This window comes from Gottfriedia acidiceleris, from assembly GCF_002128425.1.
Taxonomy (GTDB): domain Bacteria; phylum Bacillota; class Bacilli; order Bacillales; family Bacillaceae_G; genus Gottfriedia; species Gottfriedia acidiceleris.
On record NZ_NESS01000001.1, the window covers coordinates 684,273 to 702,110 of the forward strand.

The 17,838-nt window shown below is 34.0% G+C and carries 23 protein-coding genes; 7 read left to right on the top strand and 16 right to left on the bottom strand.

The genetic code is table 11. The features are described from left to right. Positions 1-22: 22 nt before the first annotated feature. From B6K90_RS03630 to B6K90_RS03645, 4 genes are read right to left on the bottom strand one after another with little or no spacing between them, the layout of a single operon-like run. Positions 23-949, bottom strand: coding sequence for an ABC transporter substrate-binding protein (locus tag B6K90_RS03630; RefSeq protein WP_088011292.1), 927 nt, complete (start codon positions 947-949; stop codon positions 23-25). A gap of 23 nt (positions 950-972) precedes the next feature. Beyond that, complete coding sequence (locus B6K90_RS03635) at positions 973-1,710, bottom strand: ABC transporter permease (RefSeq protein ID WP_088011295.1); 738 nt, start codon at positions 1,708-1,710, stop codon at positions 973-975. Between the two features lie 13 nt (positions 1,711-1,723). Further along, entirely contained in the window at positions 1,724-2,722 is a 999-nt protein-coding gene (locus B6K90_RS03640; RefSeq protein WP_088011297.1) for an ABC transporter ATP-binding protein, read from the bottom strand. Between the two features lie 49 nt (positions 2,723-2,771). Further along, positions 2,772-3,422: an ABC transporter permease gene (locus B6K90_RS03645; protein WP_088011299.1), complete on the bottom strand. Its 651-nt coding sequence runs from the start codon at positions 3,420-3,422 to the stop codon at positions 2,772-2,774. Positions 3,423-4,002: 580 nt separating this feature from the next. Here B6K90_RS03645 and B6K90_RS23560 point away from each other — a divergent pair. The 5 genes from B6K90_RS23560 (at position 4,003) to B6K90_RS03665 (ending at position 6,944) form a co-directional block, all read left to right on the top strand. Further along, entirely contained in the window at positions 4,003-4,170 is a 168-nt protein-coding gene (locus B6K90_RS23560) for a hypothetical protein (RefSeq protein ID WP_167555262.1), read from the top strand. A 31-nt stretch (positions 4,171-4,201) separates the two neighbouring features. Further along, complete coding sequence (locus B6K90_RS03650) at positions 4,202-4,585, top strand: hypothetical protein (protein WP_088011301.1); 384 nt, start codon at positions 4,202-4,204, stop codon at positions 4,583-4,585. Between the two features lie 22 nt (positions 4,586-4,607). After that, the gene (locus B6K90_RS03655) at positions 4,608-5,342 is read left to right on the top strand and encodes a hypothetical protein (RefSeq protein WP_167555263.1); all 735 of its coding nucleotides are present in this window, start codon (positions 4,608-4,610) and stop codon (positions 5,340-5,342) included. Positions 5,343-5,569: 227 nt separating this feature from the next. Further along, on the top strand, positions 5,570-6,676 hold the full coding sequence (locus B6K90_RS03660; RefSeq protein ID WP_088011305.1) for a hypothetical protein: 1,107 nt from the start codon (positions 5,570-5,572) through the stop codon (positions 6,674-6,676). 19 nt (positions 6,677-6,695) lie between these two features. Beyond that, entirely contained in the window at positions 6,696-6,944 is a 249-nt protein-coding gene (locus B6K90_RS03665; RefSeq protein ID WP_088011307.1) for a hypothetical protein, read from the top strand. Positions 6,945-6,968: 24 nt separating this feature from the next. On the opposite strand, the gene B6K90_RS24320 is transcribed toward B6K90_RS03665, so the two are convergent. From B6K90_RS24320 to B6K90_RS03680, 4 genes are all read right to left on the bottom strand, one after another. After that, positions 6,969-7,094, bottom strand: a complete 126-nt coding sequence (locus B6K90_RS24320) for a hypothetical protein (RefSeq protein ID WP_268875889.1) — start codon at positions 7,092-7,094, stop codon at positions 6,969-6,971. Positions 7,095-7,232: 138 nt separating this feature from the next. Beyond that, positions 7,233-7,802, bottom strand: a complete 570-nt coding sequence (locus B6K90_RS03670) for a hypothetical protein (protein WP_088011311.1) — start codon at positions 7,800-7,802, stop codon at positions 7,233-7,235. Positions 7,803-8,029: 227 nt separating this feature from the next. Next, positions 8,030-8,866, bottom strand: a complete 837-nt coding sequence (locus B6K90_RS03675) for an aldo/keto reductase (protein WP_088011313.1) — start codon at positions 8,864-8,866, stop codon at positions 8,030-8,032. 21 nt (positions 8,867-8,887) lie between these two features. Continuing rightward, positions 8,888-9,547, bottom strand: coding sequence for a bifunctional 4-hydroxy-2-oxoglutarate aldolase/2-dehydro-3-deoxy-phosphogluconate aldolase (locus tag B6K90_RS03680; RefSeq protein ID WP_088011315.1), 660 nt, complete (start codon positions 9,545-9,547; stop codon positions 8,888-8,890). Positions 9,548-9,684: 137 nt separating this feature from the next. Here B6K90_RS03680 and B6K90_RS03685 point away from each other — a divergent pair, with 137 nt between their 5' ends. Next, positions 9,685-10,458 (top strand): IclR family transcriptional regulator, encoded by a 774-nt coding sequence (locus tag B6K90_RS03685; RefSeq protein ID WP_088011317.1) that lies wholly within the window; start codon positions 9,685-9,687, stop codon positions 10,456-10,458. A gap of 61 nt (positions 10,459-10,519) precedes the next feature. Here the strand turns inward: B6K90_RS03685 and B6K90_RS03690 are convergent, their stop codons facing one another. The 8 genes from B6K90_RS03690 to B6K90_RS03725 form a co-directional block, all read right to left on the bottom strand. Continuing rightward, a complete protein-coding gene (locus tag B6K90_RS03690; protein WP_088011319.1) occupies positions 10,520-11,470 on the bottom strand; it encodes a sugar kinase in 951 nt (316 codons plus the stop codon). Between the two features lie 60 nt (positions 11,471-11,530). Then, entirely contained in the window at positions 11,531-12,523 is a 993-nt protein-coding gene (kdgT, locus tag B6K90_RS03695) for a 2-keto-3-deoxygluconate transporter (protein ID WP_088011321.1), read from the bottom strand. 121 nt (positions 12,524-12,644) lie between these two features. Continuing rightward, positions 12,645-13,421, bottom strand: coding sequence for a 2-dehydro-3-deoxy-D-gluconate 5-dehydrogenase KduD (gene kduD / locus B6K90_RS03700; RefSeq protein ID WP_088011323.1), 777 nt, complete (start codon positions 13,419-13,421; stop codon positions 12,645-12,647). Positions 13,422-13,469: 48 nt separating this feature from the next. Beyond that, on the bottom strand, positions 13,470-14,300 hold the full coding sequence (kduI, locus tag B6K90_RS03705) for a 5-dehydro-4-deoxy-D-glucuronate isomerase (RefSeq protein WP_088011325.1): 831 nt from the start codon (positions 14,298-14,300) through the stop codon (positions 13,470-13,472). A gap of 228 nt (positions 14,301-14,528) precedes the next feature. Continuing rightward, entirely contained in the window at positions 14,529-15,005 is a 477-nt protein-coding gene (locus tag B6K90_RS03710) for a GNAT family N-acetyltransferase (RefSeq protein WP_088011327.1), read from the bottom strand. Positions 15,006-15,042: 37 nt separating this feature from the next. Next, positions 15,043-15,492, bottom strand: a complete 450-nt coding sequence (locus tag B6K90_RS03715; RefSeq protein WP_088011329.1) for a hypothetical protein — start codon at positions 15,490-15,492, stop codon at positions 15,043-15,045. Between the two features lie 98 nt (positions 15,493-15,590). Next, entirely contained in the window at positions 15,591-15,938 is a 348-nt protein-coding gene (locus B6K90_RS03720) for a DUF6054 family protein (RefSeq protein ID WP_088011331.1), read from the bottom strand. A 321-nt stretch (positions 15,939-16,259) separates the two neighbouring features. After that, positions 16,260-16,787 carry a DUF3916 domain-containing protein gene (locus B6K90_RS03725; RefSeq protein ID WP_088011334.1) on the bottom strand — a complete coding sequence of 176 codons (528 nt, stop codon included), beginning with the start codon at positions 16,785-16,787 and terminating at the stop codon, positions 16,260-16,262. Positions 16,788-16,968: 181 nt separating this feature from the next. Here B6K90_RS03725 and B6K90_RS03730 point away from each other — a divergent pair, with 181 nt between their 5' ends. Then, complete coding sequence (locus B6K90_RS03730; protein WP_088011336.1) at positions 16,969-17,694, top strand: YwaF family protein; 726 nt, start codon at positions 16,969-16,971, stop codon at positions 17,692-17,694. The last annotated feature ends 144 nt before the right edge of the window (positions 17,695-17,838 follow it).

Sequence of the window (17,838 nt, forward strand, 5' to 3'; positions counted from 1 at the left end):
TCACATCCTCATCGGTTAACCTTTATTTTTTCGTTAACCCTTCTTTATCCAACCAATCTCGACTTACTTCTGTAACGTCTTTGTGCTCTACGTCAACAGAGTAATTCAGTGCCATCATTGTTTCATTATCAAGTAAACCAGCAAGCTTATTTAATAGCTTAGGAACTTCCGGATATTTTTTAGCAACCTTTTCACTTACAACAGGTACACCATTATAAGCTGGGAAGAATTGCTTATCGTCTTCAAGACTTATCAGTTTAAAGCCTTTGATTCGTCCATCTGTCGCAAAACCTACTGAAACGTCTACTTGACCATCTTTTAATGCATTGTAAAGTAAACCAGAATCCATTTTTACTACGTTTTTAGCAGGGAATTTAAAGTCGTATTTCTTTTGAAGACCTTTTACGCCATCTTCACGAGCGTAAAATTCTGCATTAGATGCAAACTTTAGCTTTTTTGGATTACTTTTTACTAAATCAGCTAAATCAGAGATTGTTTTGATTCCTAATTTATCAGCTGTATCTTGCTTCATTAAAATCGCATAAGTGTTGTTAAAGTTCGCTTTATCCAACCATTCGATTCCTTTTTTCTCATCATTTGCTTTTACTTTTTCATACGCTTTATCGGAGTCAGTTTCGACTTTTTGTTTTTGGTAAACGACTAAACCTGTACCTGTGTATTCCCAGTACGTATCGATTTGACCATTTTCTAATGCTGAGCGAACAACGGTACTACCCATGTTGCTTGCTTCTTCAACTTCATAGCCATTTTCTTTTAAGTAAATCGATGTAATTTTAGAAAGAACTTGTTGCTCTGTAAAATCCTTGCCACCAACTGTAATTTTACCTTTGTCAGATCCACCTCCTTCATTGCTTGTTTTTGAACTATTACAAGCCGTTAAAGAGAATAACAGCATAGCTGAAACTAACATTGTGCCGAATTTTTTCATCCTAATTCCTCCTTTAAATGTCACTAAGCTGCTTCATTTGTTCGTCGAAGGCCTCGTGGAATGATGACTTTTTCAAGTCTTCCAAGTATAAAATCAAGAATAATAGCAAGTAAGATAACAGGAACAGCTCCAGATAGGATGATGCCAGTATCGTAAAGCGAGATTCCTGTAAAAATTAAATCGCCTAAACCTCCGCCTCCAATTAGGAAGGCTAATGCTGCAGTACCAACATTGATCACGACTGATGTTCGGACTCCTGCCATGATGGCATACATCGCATTTGGAAGTTCCAATTTAAAAAAGAGTTGTTTCGAGCTCATTCCCATTCCTCGTCCAGCATCGATAATTTGCGGATTCACATTTTCAATGCCCGCTACCGTATTACGTAATATAGGAAGTAATGAATTAAACCAAAGCGCAAAAATCGCAGTTTGCCAACCTAATCCAAAGTAACTCATCACAAGTGCAAGGATCGCTAAGCTTGGTACCGTTTGACCGATATTGGCAAAGTTCAAAACAATCCAATCATACTTTTTAAATTTAGGTCGAGTAACTAGAATCCCTAGTGGCACTGCAGTTCCAATCGAAAGCACTGCCGAAATGCCGACTAGTTTTAAATGCTCGATGGTTAAATTGATCAGATCATCTGGATTATCAATAATGAATTTAAATGTGCCCATAGTATAAGCAAAAACTAGAATAGCCAGTGCAATGACACCTAAACCAATTTTCACTAGTTTTTCTGTCTTTTTACTAGTCAAAAAACCACCCTCCTTACCTTACAATTGAAAAATCTTTCGGATGAATTTCAGTTAAAAAGCTAAAGTCAGAGACTCGTAGAATTCCCATATATCTGTTGTTTTCATCGACAACACATGCTTCTCCGTTCGGAGCTGCTAAAAGAATAGCTAGAGCTGTTTTCAAATTCTCATTTACTGAGATTACTTGTCCATGCCATTCATGATTCGAAATGTTCTTTTTAAAACCATCCATTAATAAAACTAGATCTCTTACTTTTAATAACGTTAATCGTTTTAGTGATCGTTCTTCACCGACAAAGTCACTAACAAAGCTATTTTTTGGATTAGATAAGATTTCATCAGGTGTTCCAAACTGCATCAGTTTTCCTGTATTAAAAATTGCAATTTTATCAGCTAATTTAATTGCCTCATCAATATCATGACTAACAAAAAGAATCGTTTTCTTCATTTCTTTTTGGATTTTCAGAAACTCATTTTGTAAGTGGTCTCGAATAACTGGATCAAGTGCTCCAAACGGTTCATCCATTAACATAACAGGCGGATCTGCAGCTAGGGCACGCGCAATTCCGATTCGTTGCTGCTGGCCACCTGATAATTCATATGGATAACGCTTTTGAAATTGCCCCGCATCTAATCCCATCATATCCATCAGTTCACTATATCTTTTCTTCATTTTGCCCTGATCCCAACCGAGCATTTTCGGGACAACGTTAATATTTTCTTCAATCGTCATATTTGGAAATAATCCATTATGTTGGATCACGTACCCGATCGATCTGCGAAGTTTAATCATATCCATTGAATGAACATCTTTCCCATTCACTTCAATCTTTCCGCTAGTAATTGGAATTAATCTGTTCACCATTCGTAGTAAAGTCGTCTTTCCACATCCTGAAGGTCCAAGGAATACACAAATTTCTCCTTCTTCAACATGGAAATTGATTTCGTTAACAGCTGTCACATTCTTGTTACCGCTTTCATAAACCTTCGTGACATTCTTGAATTCTATCATTAAACTCCACCTTCCTTCTCATTTCGTATATCTCATTTATTACTAGTGCTTATGGCCTAACACTTTTACTTGTAAACTTTTGCTGAAGTTTTCCTATGATTAAATCCATTGCAATTGCTAAAATTGAAACGGCGATTGCTCCTACTTGAATCATAACAGCATAACTTGTTGAAATACCACGTGAAATATATCCACCTAAACCTCCAGCTCCAATGTAAGCTGCAATTGCTCCAATACCGATTGTCATCACAATCGCCATTCGAACACCTGCCATAATCACCGGAAAGGCAAGAGGTAGCTCAACTTTCATTAAACGTTGGAAAGTCGTCATCCCTACACCAATCGCTGCATCCCTTACATTCGGGTCAACATTCTTAATCGCAATATACGTATTTCGAATAATTGGCAATTGAGAATACAAAACCAAAGCAACAATGGCTGGTAAAAACCCGATTCCTTGGTTAATCAATGAGAAAATCGGGATCATAATTCCAAATAAGGCAATACTCGGAATCGTCATGATAATCCCTGCTATGGCCAAAACAATTTCAGCCAATGTTTCCCGCTGTGAAATATAGATTCCAAATGGCACCCCAGTCAAAATGGCAATCCCCACTGCCAATCCAACTAATTGAATATGCTCAAAAGTCATCTGGAGAATTTCTGACCAATTCGATTGGACAAAATTGATAATTTCCAATGTCCGCCCCCCTTTTTGTTTTTCTATACTTTAATAAAGCAATTTCCGTGCCAACTTTAAAACGTTAATTTTTGTGTAAAAATTCAAAATATTTGTAAAAAAAGGTATTAAATGTGTAAAAAAATATTTACAAAATAGGAGGTTGGTGAAGAAGTAGTTATTGTAGGCTCGAAAAAAAAAAGATTGTCCAATTAGACAACCGTAATCTCAACTATACTATTAATAATCTCCTACTTACTACTATTTAACAGTGTCTATCTATAGGTATTTCCAATAAAATTAAAATATTGTTAGAAATCTAAAACTTATAACTAAACATCGGAGGAGTATAGTAGATGACCTACAATTTAATTTATTAACTTTAGAATGGTTAGCAAAAGAAGCCGCTTATCCATATCCAACATCATTTAAAGTATGGGATGAACCTAGTTACCATCTAATCAAATTCATCTCTCATTTCGAAATACCTGAATTAACAGAGGCTTTAATAAAATATTACCCTGAATATAGTAAGTATGCTAAAGAAGAAGTATTCAGATACATAACCTCTTTTGACGGAGAAGAGCATGAACTAGCAATCTTGGAATTAATCGAACAAGATATTCAAAACAAGCAAGTTGTTTTACCATTAGATGTTCTATACGACAACCCTGGCATCATTATTAAACTATTAGATAAACATACTCAATTATTTGAAGTAGAAGAATATAAAACTACTTTTTATCGACGTTATCATACTGTTAGATAAAGGTTATCTAGAACCAAAATACATCGCTCCATTGTTATTAGTCGATTATCAAAAGCAAGTAGATGAATTTCTTCCTTATCAAAATGATTATGATATTAAGTTTGTGTATGGCTCATGGAAAGAAACCTATTTACAAATCCGTTCAATCATGTCGATTTATCTATCTTTAATGGAGTATTACTTTAATGATGAGATGACACCTTTTATAAAGGAAGCAATGACATTTACTGACCCGTTTATTCGAACTAACGCAATGATTGCCGCTCTTCAACGAGACATTGACATACCTGAAGAACAACTGTTGGCCTGTGCAACAAATATAGAATCCACAGAATATATTTATTGGGAAATACTCAGAATTCGTAAGGAGCATTTATTCCCTATTAAAGAGGAAAAAACAAGAATACTTTGCTAAAAGTCACTTGTTTCTATATATCGTGCAAGAACATGATTTTGTACCTGAAACAATCGAGTTAATTAAACAACTTGATATTGAAAATTCATATAACCAACCAATCCGTTATTATTTAGCTTCCGTTTCACATGATGATCAAGTCATTCCAGCATGGGTAGGTGCTTATGCTCTCGAGGAAGAAGACGACTCTGTTCATATGTGGGATGGTACTTATTTAGAAGATGGACAGTTCAATAAAAATCAATCGAAGCATGTACAACTATTTATGGACAAAAGAGCGAATGAAAAAGAAGAAGATGCTTCGACTATATACTACGAAGGTAAACCAAAATTAAGTAAATGGTTCTACGCTTGGTACGTCCTCCTAGCTTTTAGAGGATATCAAGCATTCTCCACAATGGACTCAGTATATATCACTTTAACATCTTTACTTGCCGTTTTAATCGTTTCATATCAAATCTATAAAACCAAACTATTAAAAAACAAAATCGAAATTGTTGGCAATGTTGTCCGATATACCGAAAAAGATGCTCACTCTCAGATTAGACTAGAAGACATAAAAAAAATAACAATTCAAAAGTCTAACATGAAAACAAGACTGCTTGACCGACGTTCTAAAGTTGTTGCCATATACAACAAACAAAACAAAGTTGCACTAGAATTCCCATTAGAATGTGTATCTTACGATGAATTCGCATTTGTTGTAGATGATCTGACGGATCACTTAAAAGAACAACCACATATTCAACCACAATGATTTAATAGAAAAACTTGTACCTACGATTACAAAGTAATCAATGGTACAGGCTTTTTATTTTAGTTTAGTTTATTCGCAATAATGTACTGCTTTATGAATTAAGTGAACTTTATGTGTCCAAGTAGAATCTAGTAAAATTGGAAATAAGTTCATGCTATACTTTAAATAGAGGTGGTAAAGATTTCCTACAACCTTACCGATTCTAAAATAATATAAAGGAGAAAATCATGGAGAGCAATTTTGATGAAAGTGTGGTAGAACTCCAAAAGGTATTGGACCCTCTTATTTCCGCTGCTAATTCTAATTATAAAACGGTGAAAAAGAAAAATGGATTTGAGCGAATGTGGATACCTTTATTCTTTATATATCCATTTAAACAGTTAGTATCACTAATAACAATCGGGCAATATGGTATGAAAGTATCAAAATTACAAGTTGGCGTTGGGATATCAGGTCTTGTTGCAACGATTACCAAGTTTTTCCCTATCCCAGAATCATGGTTTAAATGGGGCTATGATTTTTATCATCAACATTCATTTTTACAACTCTTTATGTATGGATTGATAGCTTGGTACTTTGTAACAGTTTTATACACCTTTCTTCAGATGCCAAATTGGAAGAATGAAGATTTATTCCATATTGATGCCTACAGAGTTTTCAGACCGAATGAATACGCAATTGTACAACCTTTTTTAGGTACAACCTTCTCAATTGAATCATTAAATAATTTCATGTTACGGAACAGTGGTGAACGTGCCATCCGTGAAATAAAAGATATGACGGTAGAGGAGGTCAATAGATTACAAGATATAGTTGATGATATGAACTATACAATAGATTCGTATGAGCAAAACATACTGTTCCTTAATAAGATTCTCATTCATTTAGATGAAAATATAGAATTTATCGCTAATGGGACACTTGAATACCAACATCTCTATATAATGGAATCTCCATTTTGTGTATATAAAGTGAAAGATGAACATTTTAGTCTACTACATAAAGAATATCCTAGACGGTCATTTAAAGAAGAATTTAACGGTAAAGACTCGGATATGGTGAATGAACCCTATGTAAAATGTTATTTTCAAAATGATGAACTTATTTTGCAAACAGATGAATCATACTCATATAAGATTTATATTGAAAGTAAAAATGAGTATTGGATCATTACATTTTTCGTGAATCTTCAAGATGAAGTTACATTGCAAGAATTCTTAGAAAATAGTATACTTTTAGGACAAAGTGAGATATTACAAACAGCAGATATTCATAGAATCCTAAAGTCGCACTCTAAGATTATTAGTGAAAAACCATTGGTTACTTCAAAATAATATAAGAGAGGTGAATTATATGTTAAAAGAAGAATCTAGAAGATTTAATGATAGAAATAGAAAAAGATATAGTAAAGTTCGAGCTTATGCAAATAGTTCAACGGGTGCTGTAACAGTAACTATCGGTGATCGAACTATTGTAGCAAAAGATAATTCACTTGAAAGTGTTATTGGCGAAGTTCGAAAACAACGTAACGATCGATTAGCACAAAGTAGAAATAAAACTGCAAGATTTATGGAAAAATTAAATAGTATAGGAAATAAATAGGAGCCAAAAATGCGGCTCCTATTTTTAATATTCTTTGATTTTTTTTAAAAATTCGTTTGTTTTCTGTTTTGACAATTTCAACTTTCTCTCTCGCTCTTCCCTATTCTTCTCAATAATTTTCTTAATCGTTGGAAGTTCTTTCTTTTTCATTACACTACCTCCTCATAAGAAAATATTCACATTTTCATTTCGTATACCAATGAAGTTAAATATTTTTAGATTTAGTAAAAAAAAGCCTGTATTCACGATTACCCAGTAATCAATGATACAGGCTTTATATTTTCTAAATCAGTTTATTTGTGCTTCTGTTCTTTCTAGTGACCATTTACCTTCTTTAAATAGATAATAAAAATCTAAACTGCGTTTATCTTCTTTTTTAATTGGCATTATATCGATTTCTAGTCCCCTACCTTCTACAAGGCCATTAACTTCAACATCATCCCAGCCATTCATTTTACTAGTTTGATAAATTCCTTCAACTTTTCCTTTTGTTTTCATTCTTTCTTCGAATAAAGTTAACGATCGCTTCGTTAATTCTCTTTTTGTTTCCTTTGTAAAATAAACTATATTTTCGATTGGCTCGTAAATATTAAGCGAAACTATTGAAAAAAGCCCTAACAAGGATATTGTTATTAAAACAGCTTGGAAAGATGACGCCACTGTTTTATTAAAGTATTTACCTATCATTAAAAAATAAAGACCATAGGGTAAACAAAAAACCAAAATTCGAAGTTCAAAAATAAATATTGAGGTGAATAACCACCCATAAACAAATGATAGAGTTTCAGGTATGCCGTAGCAAATAGCTATTACCACAGTTAATAAAAATGGAGTAAAATAAAATAATTTAATTTTCATAGTTTACCTCTAAAAAAGATAATTAAAAAACTTATTCAAACTGTCATACAGTGTTGTTATAAAAATGATTGTACCATTTTGAAAAAAACTTTAATTCCTTCAATAGTAGGGTATTTTATGCAGTACTATTCTTCCATATAGATAAAAAGAGCCAATTATTGGTTGCGAGTTTTTGCCTAAAAATAAAACAGGGAAATCTCTAATGAGACTCCCCTAAAATTACTATCTTAAAACCCAACTCTCATCGTATCAGGATGTGAACCTGCTCGACTATTTTGGTTTAATGCATCAATGTTTTCCATATCTTCTTGAGTTAATTCAAAGTCAAAAATATTTGCGTTTTCGACGATACGGTGTTCTTTGATTGATTTTGGTATTGTGACTACATCATGTTGTAAGTCCCATCTTAAGATGACTTGTGCAACGGATTTACTATATTTTTGAGCAATTTTTGTTAAAACTGGCTCTTCTAGTAGCTGCCCTTGTTTTAAAGGTGACCATGCTTCCATTTGGATTCCTTCATTTTTACAGAAAGCTAATAGCTCTTTTTGAGTTAAATGCGGGTGGAACTCTACTTGATTAACCATTGGTTTAATTTCGCAGTCACTCATTAAGTTTTGTAAATGATTGATTTGGAAGTTACTTACACCAATTGCACGGACACGACCGTCTTTATATAATGTTTCAAGTGCCTTCCAAGTATCTTTATATTTGTCAACACCTGGCCAGTGAATAAGATAAAGATCTAAATAATCTAAACCTAATAAATTCAGACTTTTTTCGAAAGCTTGTAAAGTAGTTTCATAGCCTTGGTCTGAGTTCCAAACTTTACTTGTAACAAATAGTTCTTCACGTGCAATACCAGATTCTTTAATGGCCTGACCAACGCCTTCTTCATTTTTATAAATTGCAGCAGTATCAATGCTAATATAACCGTTTCGGATCGCTGCTTTTACGGATTCAACAACTTCTTCTCCTTCTGAAACCTTGAAAACTCCTAAGCCTAATCGTGGCATTTTTACCCCATTATGTAATGTTACTGTTTCTTTTAAATTTGTAAGCATCTTAATGTCCTCCCATTTTTTTTATACTAACTGCAAAGATTTTTTGGCAGCACGTACCTTTTTCATATATTGAATTGCATTGTCTGTCACTTGATCGAAGTCACCGTTTTTAGCAGGTGCAATTAAATTGCCTCCTACCCCTACTGCTACACTGCCGTTTTGGATCCATTCTTCTATGTTCGTTAAATCTACTCCACCAGTAGGCATAATATTTACTTGTGGTAGAGGAGCTTTTACCGCTTTTACAAAGTCAGGACCAAACGCATTACCTGGGAATAATTTCACAATATCAACACCCGCTTCTAATGCATGCTTCATTTCTGTAATCGTAATACAGCCTGGCATATAAGGTACTTGATACAGGTTACATAATTTTGCCGTTTCTTCATCAAACGCTGGACTTACTACAAATTGCGCCCCTGCCATAATAGCAATCCTAGCTGTTGTGACGTCTAGAACCGATCCTGCTCCAATGACGACTTGATTAGAATCCTTATATAAATATGCCAATTCCTTAATTACTTCCTCTGCACCTTGCAATGTAAATGTAATTTCAATACCATGAATTCCACCTTTTATACATGCTTTAGAAAGTTTAATAGCCTCTTCTTTGGAATCAGCTCTTATAACTGCCACAACACCACTTTCAACAACTCTTGAAAGAATTTCAACTTTTTTCATTGTATTCCCTTCTTTCTTTTTCAATTTATTGCTCAATTTTCTAACGCCTTAAATGAATAATGATTCATTTTACAAAAGTTTCTATATAAAGTATCATTTAGTATATCGTTTTAAAAATAATGAAGAGGTAGATATCCATGTCAACTGTTCAATCAATTGAACGTGCACTTACTATTTTAAATAAAATTTCTGAATACCCGGACGGAATTCAAATTGCCAGACTTTCAGAAAAGGTTGGGCTAACCAAAAGCACTGTTCATAGACTACTGGCCACTTTATCAAGTATGAATTATGTCGTAAAAGATGAAGAAACAGACAAATATAAACTTGGCTTACAAATCCTGTTCCTTTCACAAAATCTATTAAATAACAATAATATTGTTGCTACCGCAAAACCACATTTGGAAAAACTATGTGAGGAAATCAACGAAACAGTTCATTTATGTATTGAAGACCAAGGTGAAGTTGTATACGTTGATAAAATTGAAAGTACACAACCTATTCGAATGTATTCAAGAATAGGAAGCCGTGCTCCAATGTATAGTACTGCAGTTGGCAAAATATTGCTTTCTGGTAAAACACAGGAAGAATTTAATACACTACTTAATCGTTTTAATTTTGTAAGAAAAACGCCAAACACACTTACTACTAAAGAAGAATTTGTAAATGAAATTGATAAAGTAAAACAACAAGGTTATGCGCTAGATAACGCCGAAAACGAAGAAGTTCTAAGATGTATTGCAGTTCCAATTTATGACCGAAGAGGAAATATTATTGCAAGCTTCAGTATATCTGGCCCTACGAACCGTGTGACAATGGAAATCATTAACGAATCTTTAATTGATACAATGAAAAAATATAGCTATGACATCTCAAGAAGTCTTGGATATACTGGGTTCTTGAATGTATAGAAAGTATTCTCTTTACTTGAGAATACTTTTTCTAGTTTGGAAGATATACTCTACTACCCTATTAAAGACGATAAAGTGTCTCTTTCATAAACTTTTCTAACCCCGCTCGATCAGGTAAACCATCATTATCACCTGGGGACATGACTGCCAATGCTCCAATCGCAGCTCCACGACTAACTGCTTCCTTCAAAGATAGTCCTTCAAGAATTCCACTTACTACTCCAACCGCAAAGCCATCACCTGCTCCGACAGTATCTACAACCTCTTTAACTGGAAAACCTTCCGTATTGAATGTCTCTTCTTTTGTACTCGTAAAAGCACCTTTTGCTCCAAGTTTTATTACGACTGTTTTGACGCCAGCTCTATGATAGTACTCCGCAATCTCGTAAGCATCTTGCTTCCCAGTTAATAATTTTCCTTCTTCAATGCCTGGAAAAACGATATCTGCTCGACATGCCAGATCGTTAATGACACGAATCATTTCCTGCTGATCAGGCCAGAGACCAGGACGAATATTTGGATCAAATGAAATTTGTATACCTTTAGATCGAGCTTGTTTCATTAGCTCATGAACCATTTCCCTACATTCCAAAGACAGTGCAGGTGGAATTCCAGTTAAATGAATATGTTGAAAACCTTCCCAGTTTAAATTCTTAATTGTATCCAAACTCATTTGGGAAGCAGCTGAATTCTTACGTGAAGAGAATACTTCCGGGTCACCAGTAATAACCTTTTGCTTCCACATCATACCAGTTAACAAGTCAGAAACAATCGAAACATATGTTGTATCAATTCTGTTTTCTTGAAGGAATTTTTCGATTGATTTGCCAAACGGATCATTCCCTAACTGGGTAATATAAGTAACCTCATGTCCTAATCTAGACATACCGATTGAAAAATTAACTTCAGCACCAGCAACAAAACGATTAAATTGTTCTACATTTTCCAATGAACCTTCTCGCTGGGCAACAAAGAGTGCCATTGGTTCTCCTACTGTTAGTATTCTACTCATATAAATCCTCCATATAAGAGAAGGAGAGTCATCTATTCTAATGTCTCCCCTTTCCAAAAATTATATTGATGCTTTTATTTTTTGTTGCTCGATTGGCCTATTGTTTTTCTTTTCCATATATTTAGACCAATAAGCTGTCAATATTGGTACTAGAATTGATGTTACGATAACTGAGGCAGCAACTAGAGATGTAGCTGATTGAGCTACAGGAAGAAATTCAGGTTTCATTTCAGCTATAATCATTGGATTTGCAACTGCCGCACCAGCAGTACTTGAAGCGGCAAGACCAGCTGTACCATTACCTCCTCCAATATACTTGTCAGCGAACATCAAAGGAATACCAGTAATAATGATGACGATCAGTCCAAGAAGGATGCCTGCAAGTCCAGTTTTTGCGATTACAGTAAGGTCGATCGTATTCCCTAAAGCAAAGCCAAAGAATGGAATCATAGTTTGTGTTGCTTTACTAAAGAAAGCGCGTAAATCTGGATCTAAATTACCTAACACAAAACCAACTAAAAACGGTAAAACTGCACCTATAAATGCTTGTGGATGGAATACTGCTAATCCAGTACTTCCTAAAATAAGCATCGTTACTAATGGACCAGATTCAAGTGACATTAAAACAAATGCACCTGCTTCTTCCTTTGAACCATATTGCTGCATAATGGAAGCATATAAACCACCGTTTGTCATGTCCATTGCAGCTATAAGAGCTAATACAGAAAATCCTGCAAATAAGCCCGATTGTAGACCGCCCTCTGGAAGGAAAAATGAAGCTACGAAAGCTACACCCCATGCAACTAGAATTTTAGTCAATACAAGTGTTCCTGATTTTCTTAAAACTGTCCCCGTTGCTTTCACATTAATACCAGCACCCATACAGAAGAACCATACAGCTAAAATTGGAACGGTACCTGTCATCAAGCCGTTTGTAAACGAACCAAAATATTCACCGGATTTTGGAGCAAGTGTATGAATAATTGCACCCAAAAATAATGGGACGAGCATTAATCCACCAGGAATCTTTTCCAGCGTTTTCATGATTTTCATAATTTCTACCTAACCTTTCAATTAAGAATTAATAAAGCGTTTACAAAAGATAGATTTAATCATTGCTGTTTTAGTTCCAAATAGAATGGGGATTAACCCCATTCCTTTAATTTAAGAAAGATTAACGCGCTAACCAGCCACCATCAACGGCCAAAATATGACCATTCATATAGTCAGATGCTCGGCTAGCCAAGAAGACGACTACTCCCATTAAATCGGAAGGATCCGCCCATCTTCCTGCTGGAATACGCGAAAGAATTTCTTGGTTTCGCTGTTGATCCGCACGAATTGGTGCAGTGTTGGCAGTCTCGATATATCCAGGGGCAATTGCATTTATTTGAATATTATGTATACCTAATTCATTGGCAAAAGCTTTCGTTAGACCAGCCACACCATGCTTACTAGCAGTATAAGGTGGGATAAATTTACCACCTTGGAAGCTTAGCATTGACCCAATATTAATGATTTTTCCTTCCTCCTGCTTCACCATGATCTTAGCAACCTCTTGACTTAAGAAGTAGACCGCATTTAAGTTAATATCCATCACTGCATTCCAGTCTTCTTCTTGATATTCTAGTAGTGGAGCGCGACGGATTGTTCCGGCATTATTTACAAGAATATCAATCTTTCCATAAACACTTACACACTCATCTACGATTCTTAAAATATTCTCTTTTTTAGTTAAATCAGCCTGAAAAAAATGCACCTTACGTCCAGTTTCTTCAATCAGTTCTCTCGTTTCATCCCAGTCGTTATTATGTGTCACGATAAATAAATCTGCACCTGATTTAGCAAGTGCTACTGCATACCCTTGACCAAGACCGGTATTCCCCCCGGTTACAATTGCTGTTTTACCCTCTAAGTTAAAATAATCTAGTGAAAAATCATGTAAACTCATATTTCCTACACCTCTTTGTTTGTCTTATGATTCTCTTAATCTATCAACTTATCTTAGTTGCTCCAACGGTACAGCATCCATATCGTTATAAGTTTTGTTTTCTCCTGCCATTGCCCAAATAAAAGTGTAGTTGCTCGTTGCACTTCCACAATGAATTGACCAAGGTGGAGAAATAACAGCTTGCTCATTCTTCATGACTAAATGACGAGTTTCCGTCGGTTCTCCCATTAAATGAAACATTCTAGCATTTTCATCTAGATCAATATAAAGATAAACTTCAGATCGGCGGTTATGTGTATGAGTTGGCATTGAATTCCAAACGCTACCTTTATTCAATTGCGTTAATCCCATAACAACCTGACAACTTTGAATTCCTTCTAGATGAATCATGCGACGAATGACACGGTCATTGGCATTTTCTAGACTACCTAAACGATCTCCTTCAATGCTCTTAAACGATACATGTTGAGTTGGATATTCCTTATGTGCTGGCGCTGAATATAAATAATACTTTGCTGGATTTTCTACTGAATCACTTGAAAACAGAAGTTCTTGCTTTCCAAGTCCGATGTACAAGCAATCTTTATTTTCCATAACATATAACTCGCCATCGACGGTGATTTTACCATTACCACCAACATTAAATATTCCAACTTCTCTTCGCTCTAAAAAGTAATTTGCCTTGATTTCGTCATATCCTTTTAGCGAAATAGTTTCTTCTTTTGGAGTAATCCCTCCAATAATCGTACGGTCTTCCATAGAATAGGTAAGCTTAGTTTCTCCTGGTACAAATAATTCTTCAATTAGGTAGTGCTTGCGAAGATCTTCTGTAGTAAATGTTTTAACTTGGTCTGGGTGTGTTGAGTATCTAATTTCCACAATCGACATCTCCTTATTTTTTGGATTCCATTATTATATTACGTAATCACTGTTCCACATTATGGAACGACGTTTCACAATTTAATTATATCGCTTACATTTATTAATTTCTAGTAGTATTTTTTAAAAATTTTTACAATATTATTTCTAAAGTTTTGATAAATAAAAAAGGATTGAGATCTGAGTACTCAGAATTCAATCCTACCGACTATTTATGTACTTTTTCTCTTAGCTTAAACGAAACTCCATTTTTCTATTTTTTGTTGCCATTCCAATTGATTTATAAAAATGGATTGCATTTTGATTACTCTCCGAAACTCCCAATTCAATACTATCAACGTCCAATTCTTTGGCAAAATCAAAAATAGATTGCATGAGTATTTTTCCAATTCCCTTTTTCCTACTCGCATCATCAACACATAAACTATTAACCAGTAAGATCTTCCTTGCATTAACAAAGGAGTTTTCAAGTATTTCTTCCTCTTTCAAAACTGCCACGCCTACTATTCCAGTACCTAGAGTAGCCACTAGGAAATGTTGTTTATCATCTTTTAGCTGTTTATTAAATTCCTCTTCACCTACTGGAGTCGAGTTCTCTTTGTATAGGTCTGGTCGTTCCAAAACATGTAAATCGTGAACTTGTCTAAATAATGGTAATAATGACTCGTAATCTTCTTGTTTGGCATTTCGGATTGAAACCTCCACGTTTTTTCACCTCTTTATTTATTAAACATTATACTACTTAATCTTCTGGATTTTCTTTAAGAATCCAAGGAATATTTGCTTCAAAACTTATTTGTAAGATTGGATTTGGTAAACCTTCTGGCAAAAACTCTAATTCCTCTGAGAAACCAAATATAAAATTCTCTATCTCAATTGTATTCATTTTATTAAAGTTTGAATTAGTACATAATTCACCTTCTAGCACTCTTCCAACGAAAAAATAATTACCTAAATATAAACGTCTCGCTTTTACCTCAGTAGGTAATTGTGAAAGATGCGCTGGTTTTATTGGATTAATACCTAGTTTCTCGAAAATATCGGTTACAGTAGTCTTAAAATACATAATAGCTTCAAGATAATTTTTGCAATATAAGCAATTACAGACTTCCATATCTTTATTATAAAATTCTCGTGTTCTATCAATATCGACTTCAATTAACCACTTTCCTATTCTAATCTGTTGCAGCATAAAAATCTCCATTCTGTCATACAGCCGTACTTTTGTTATTTATCTTTTCATTAATTCCGCAGTTGCAGTAAGAAAAACAAATACACTCTCATAAATAATTAATTATCCTCAATTATTTCCAATATATTAGCTGCCAACCTTAGTCTTATTGGTTTAATAAAACTTTTCCCTGCTCCCCAACCAAAATCAAATATTCCTTCTCCATTACCTGAAGAAATGCACTTAACATACGTAACACCGCTAAAGTTATCAATCGTAACTGTCAATGTTGCTGTACTGTCATTTCTAAAAAAGTATTTTTGAAATACTAGAATTACAATTTCCTTCTCCCCAGCAACTTTATAATCCTGAAAAATCAAATTAGACTTTAATTCTGTGTCATCTAAAATAATTTGAGATACTTGAACTGGCTTTATATTTACAGTGAATTCTAAGTAATGTTTCATTAACCTTTATCCTCCTTAAAATGAAATGAGAAAGTGGATTTAATTTATTTCATAACAGCTATTAAATCATCCATTGTATGTAGTTTTCTATACTAATTTGTGAAGGTCAATTACTCATAAAACATCATTTAATTTTAACAAAAATTCCCTTTAAGTTTCCAAAGCAGATTATCCTATTTAATTGAATTAAATTCCTTTTAACTTAATAAAAAAAGTTGACTACACAGTTAATTAATACAACTGCGTTAGCCAACCATTATTAAGATATTCACTTCATTTTATTTCAATTTACGCTGATGGGTTTTCTCATTACATCTATTCTTACGATAAATCTCCAATAAGCCACATCGTTTCATTTTCTCTTGCTTTAATATTACAGTGATACCCCTTTACTTCTAAGTAAGATGGAACATTTATTTGCCATTCTGTTTGTAAGAAATTAGGGTCAACAATTGGTATCATTTCTTTTTCGAATCTACCACTATGATAAAGTCCTCGATAGAAATCATCTAATCCCGCTTTAGTATAAAAAATAGAGACAATAATATACTCCATATGAGGAAGAAAGAAGGAACACATTATTCGATATTCATTTTCTTTTGCTGTTTTCAGATTATGTAATTTACTAATTGAGTTAATAATCTCTTGTAAAAAATCTCTTTTTTTACGTCTAGGAATCAAATCAAAATCACCAATCAGTTCGAACATTCGAAAATTGAAAGCATCGTATCCCTTATAAGTACTACTTGTTGAACGAGGGGTTGTTAGTTTTTTAGATAGTTCAACTAATTCTTTTTTAAGGTTACGAATTCGTCTTCGTTCACCTCGAAGTTTCTTTTGTCTTGTCATAAATAAATACCTCGTTCTTTCATCATTTTATAATTCTTCAATATACTCCTTTAATTTTAACTTTTCTTCAAAAGAAACATCAAAGTTAATATGAAACTTTGATGTCTGTATAGAACTGGCACAATTTGCCCCAAACTAACAATACACGTTATAAAATCAATTCAGATAATGGGGTTTTATGTTGGAAAGATTTTTTCAATTTCATTCAAAATTGGGGCCTTTTCGCCTTTTTTCATTAAATCACCTATTAACAATCGGAATCATTTTGATTCTTGTTGTACTTCTATTTGTCTTTAGAAAGCAGATACAAGAGTCCAGGAAAAAACGTCTTCTTCGTTTTTCTTTAGCATTTCTCTTATTTGCTAATGAGTCTTTGTTTCATATATGGCTTGTTTATAAGAATGCTTGGTCGCTTAAAACGGGTTTACCTCTTGAACTTAGTGATATTACAGTTATTTTGGCAATTATAATGCTAGTGACTAATAGCTACAGAGTGTTTCAATTCATGTATTTTGCCGGTTTAGCCAGTTCCATTCAAGCCATTTTGACACCTGATCTCGGCCATTATTCGTTTCCGCACTTTCGATATTTCGAGTTTTTTGTTTCGCATGGAGGAGTGGTGCTTGCCTGTTTAATTATGGTGGTAGCTAGCAAATATCGACCGACTATACCATCCTTGTGGGTGACCGTTCTCATAGTTAACCTTTATGCAGCTTGCGTATTTTTCATTAATAAGTCTTTGAAAGCTAACTTCATGTATCTCATGAAAAAGCCCGAAAATGCTTCTCTATTAGATTATCTAGGACCGTGGCCATGGTATCTTCTCTCTGCAGAATTGGTGATGATTGTCAGCTTTTATATTTTGTATAGTCCGTTTTGGTTAAAAAGGAAAATAGAAAAAAAGTAATCTGGGATTATTAATTTAAAGGAAAAGCCAATCCCTAATCCAGGAATTGACTTTTTTGTAGTATCTCATTTAATTTAATATATTTTTGTACCCATCCATATATATTTATTGAAAATAACTAAAAATAGCTCAAAAAAAATCGAC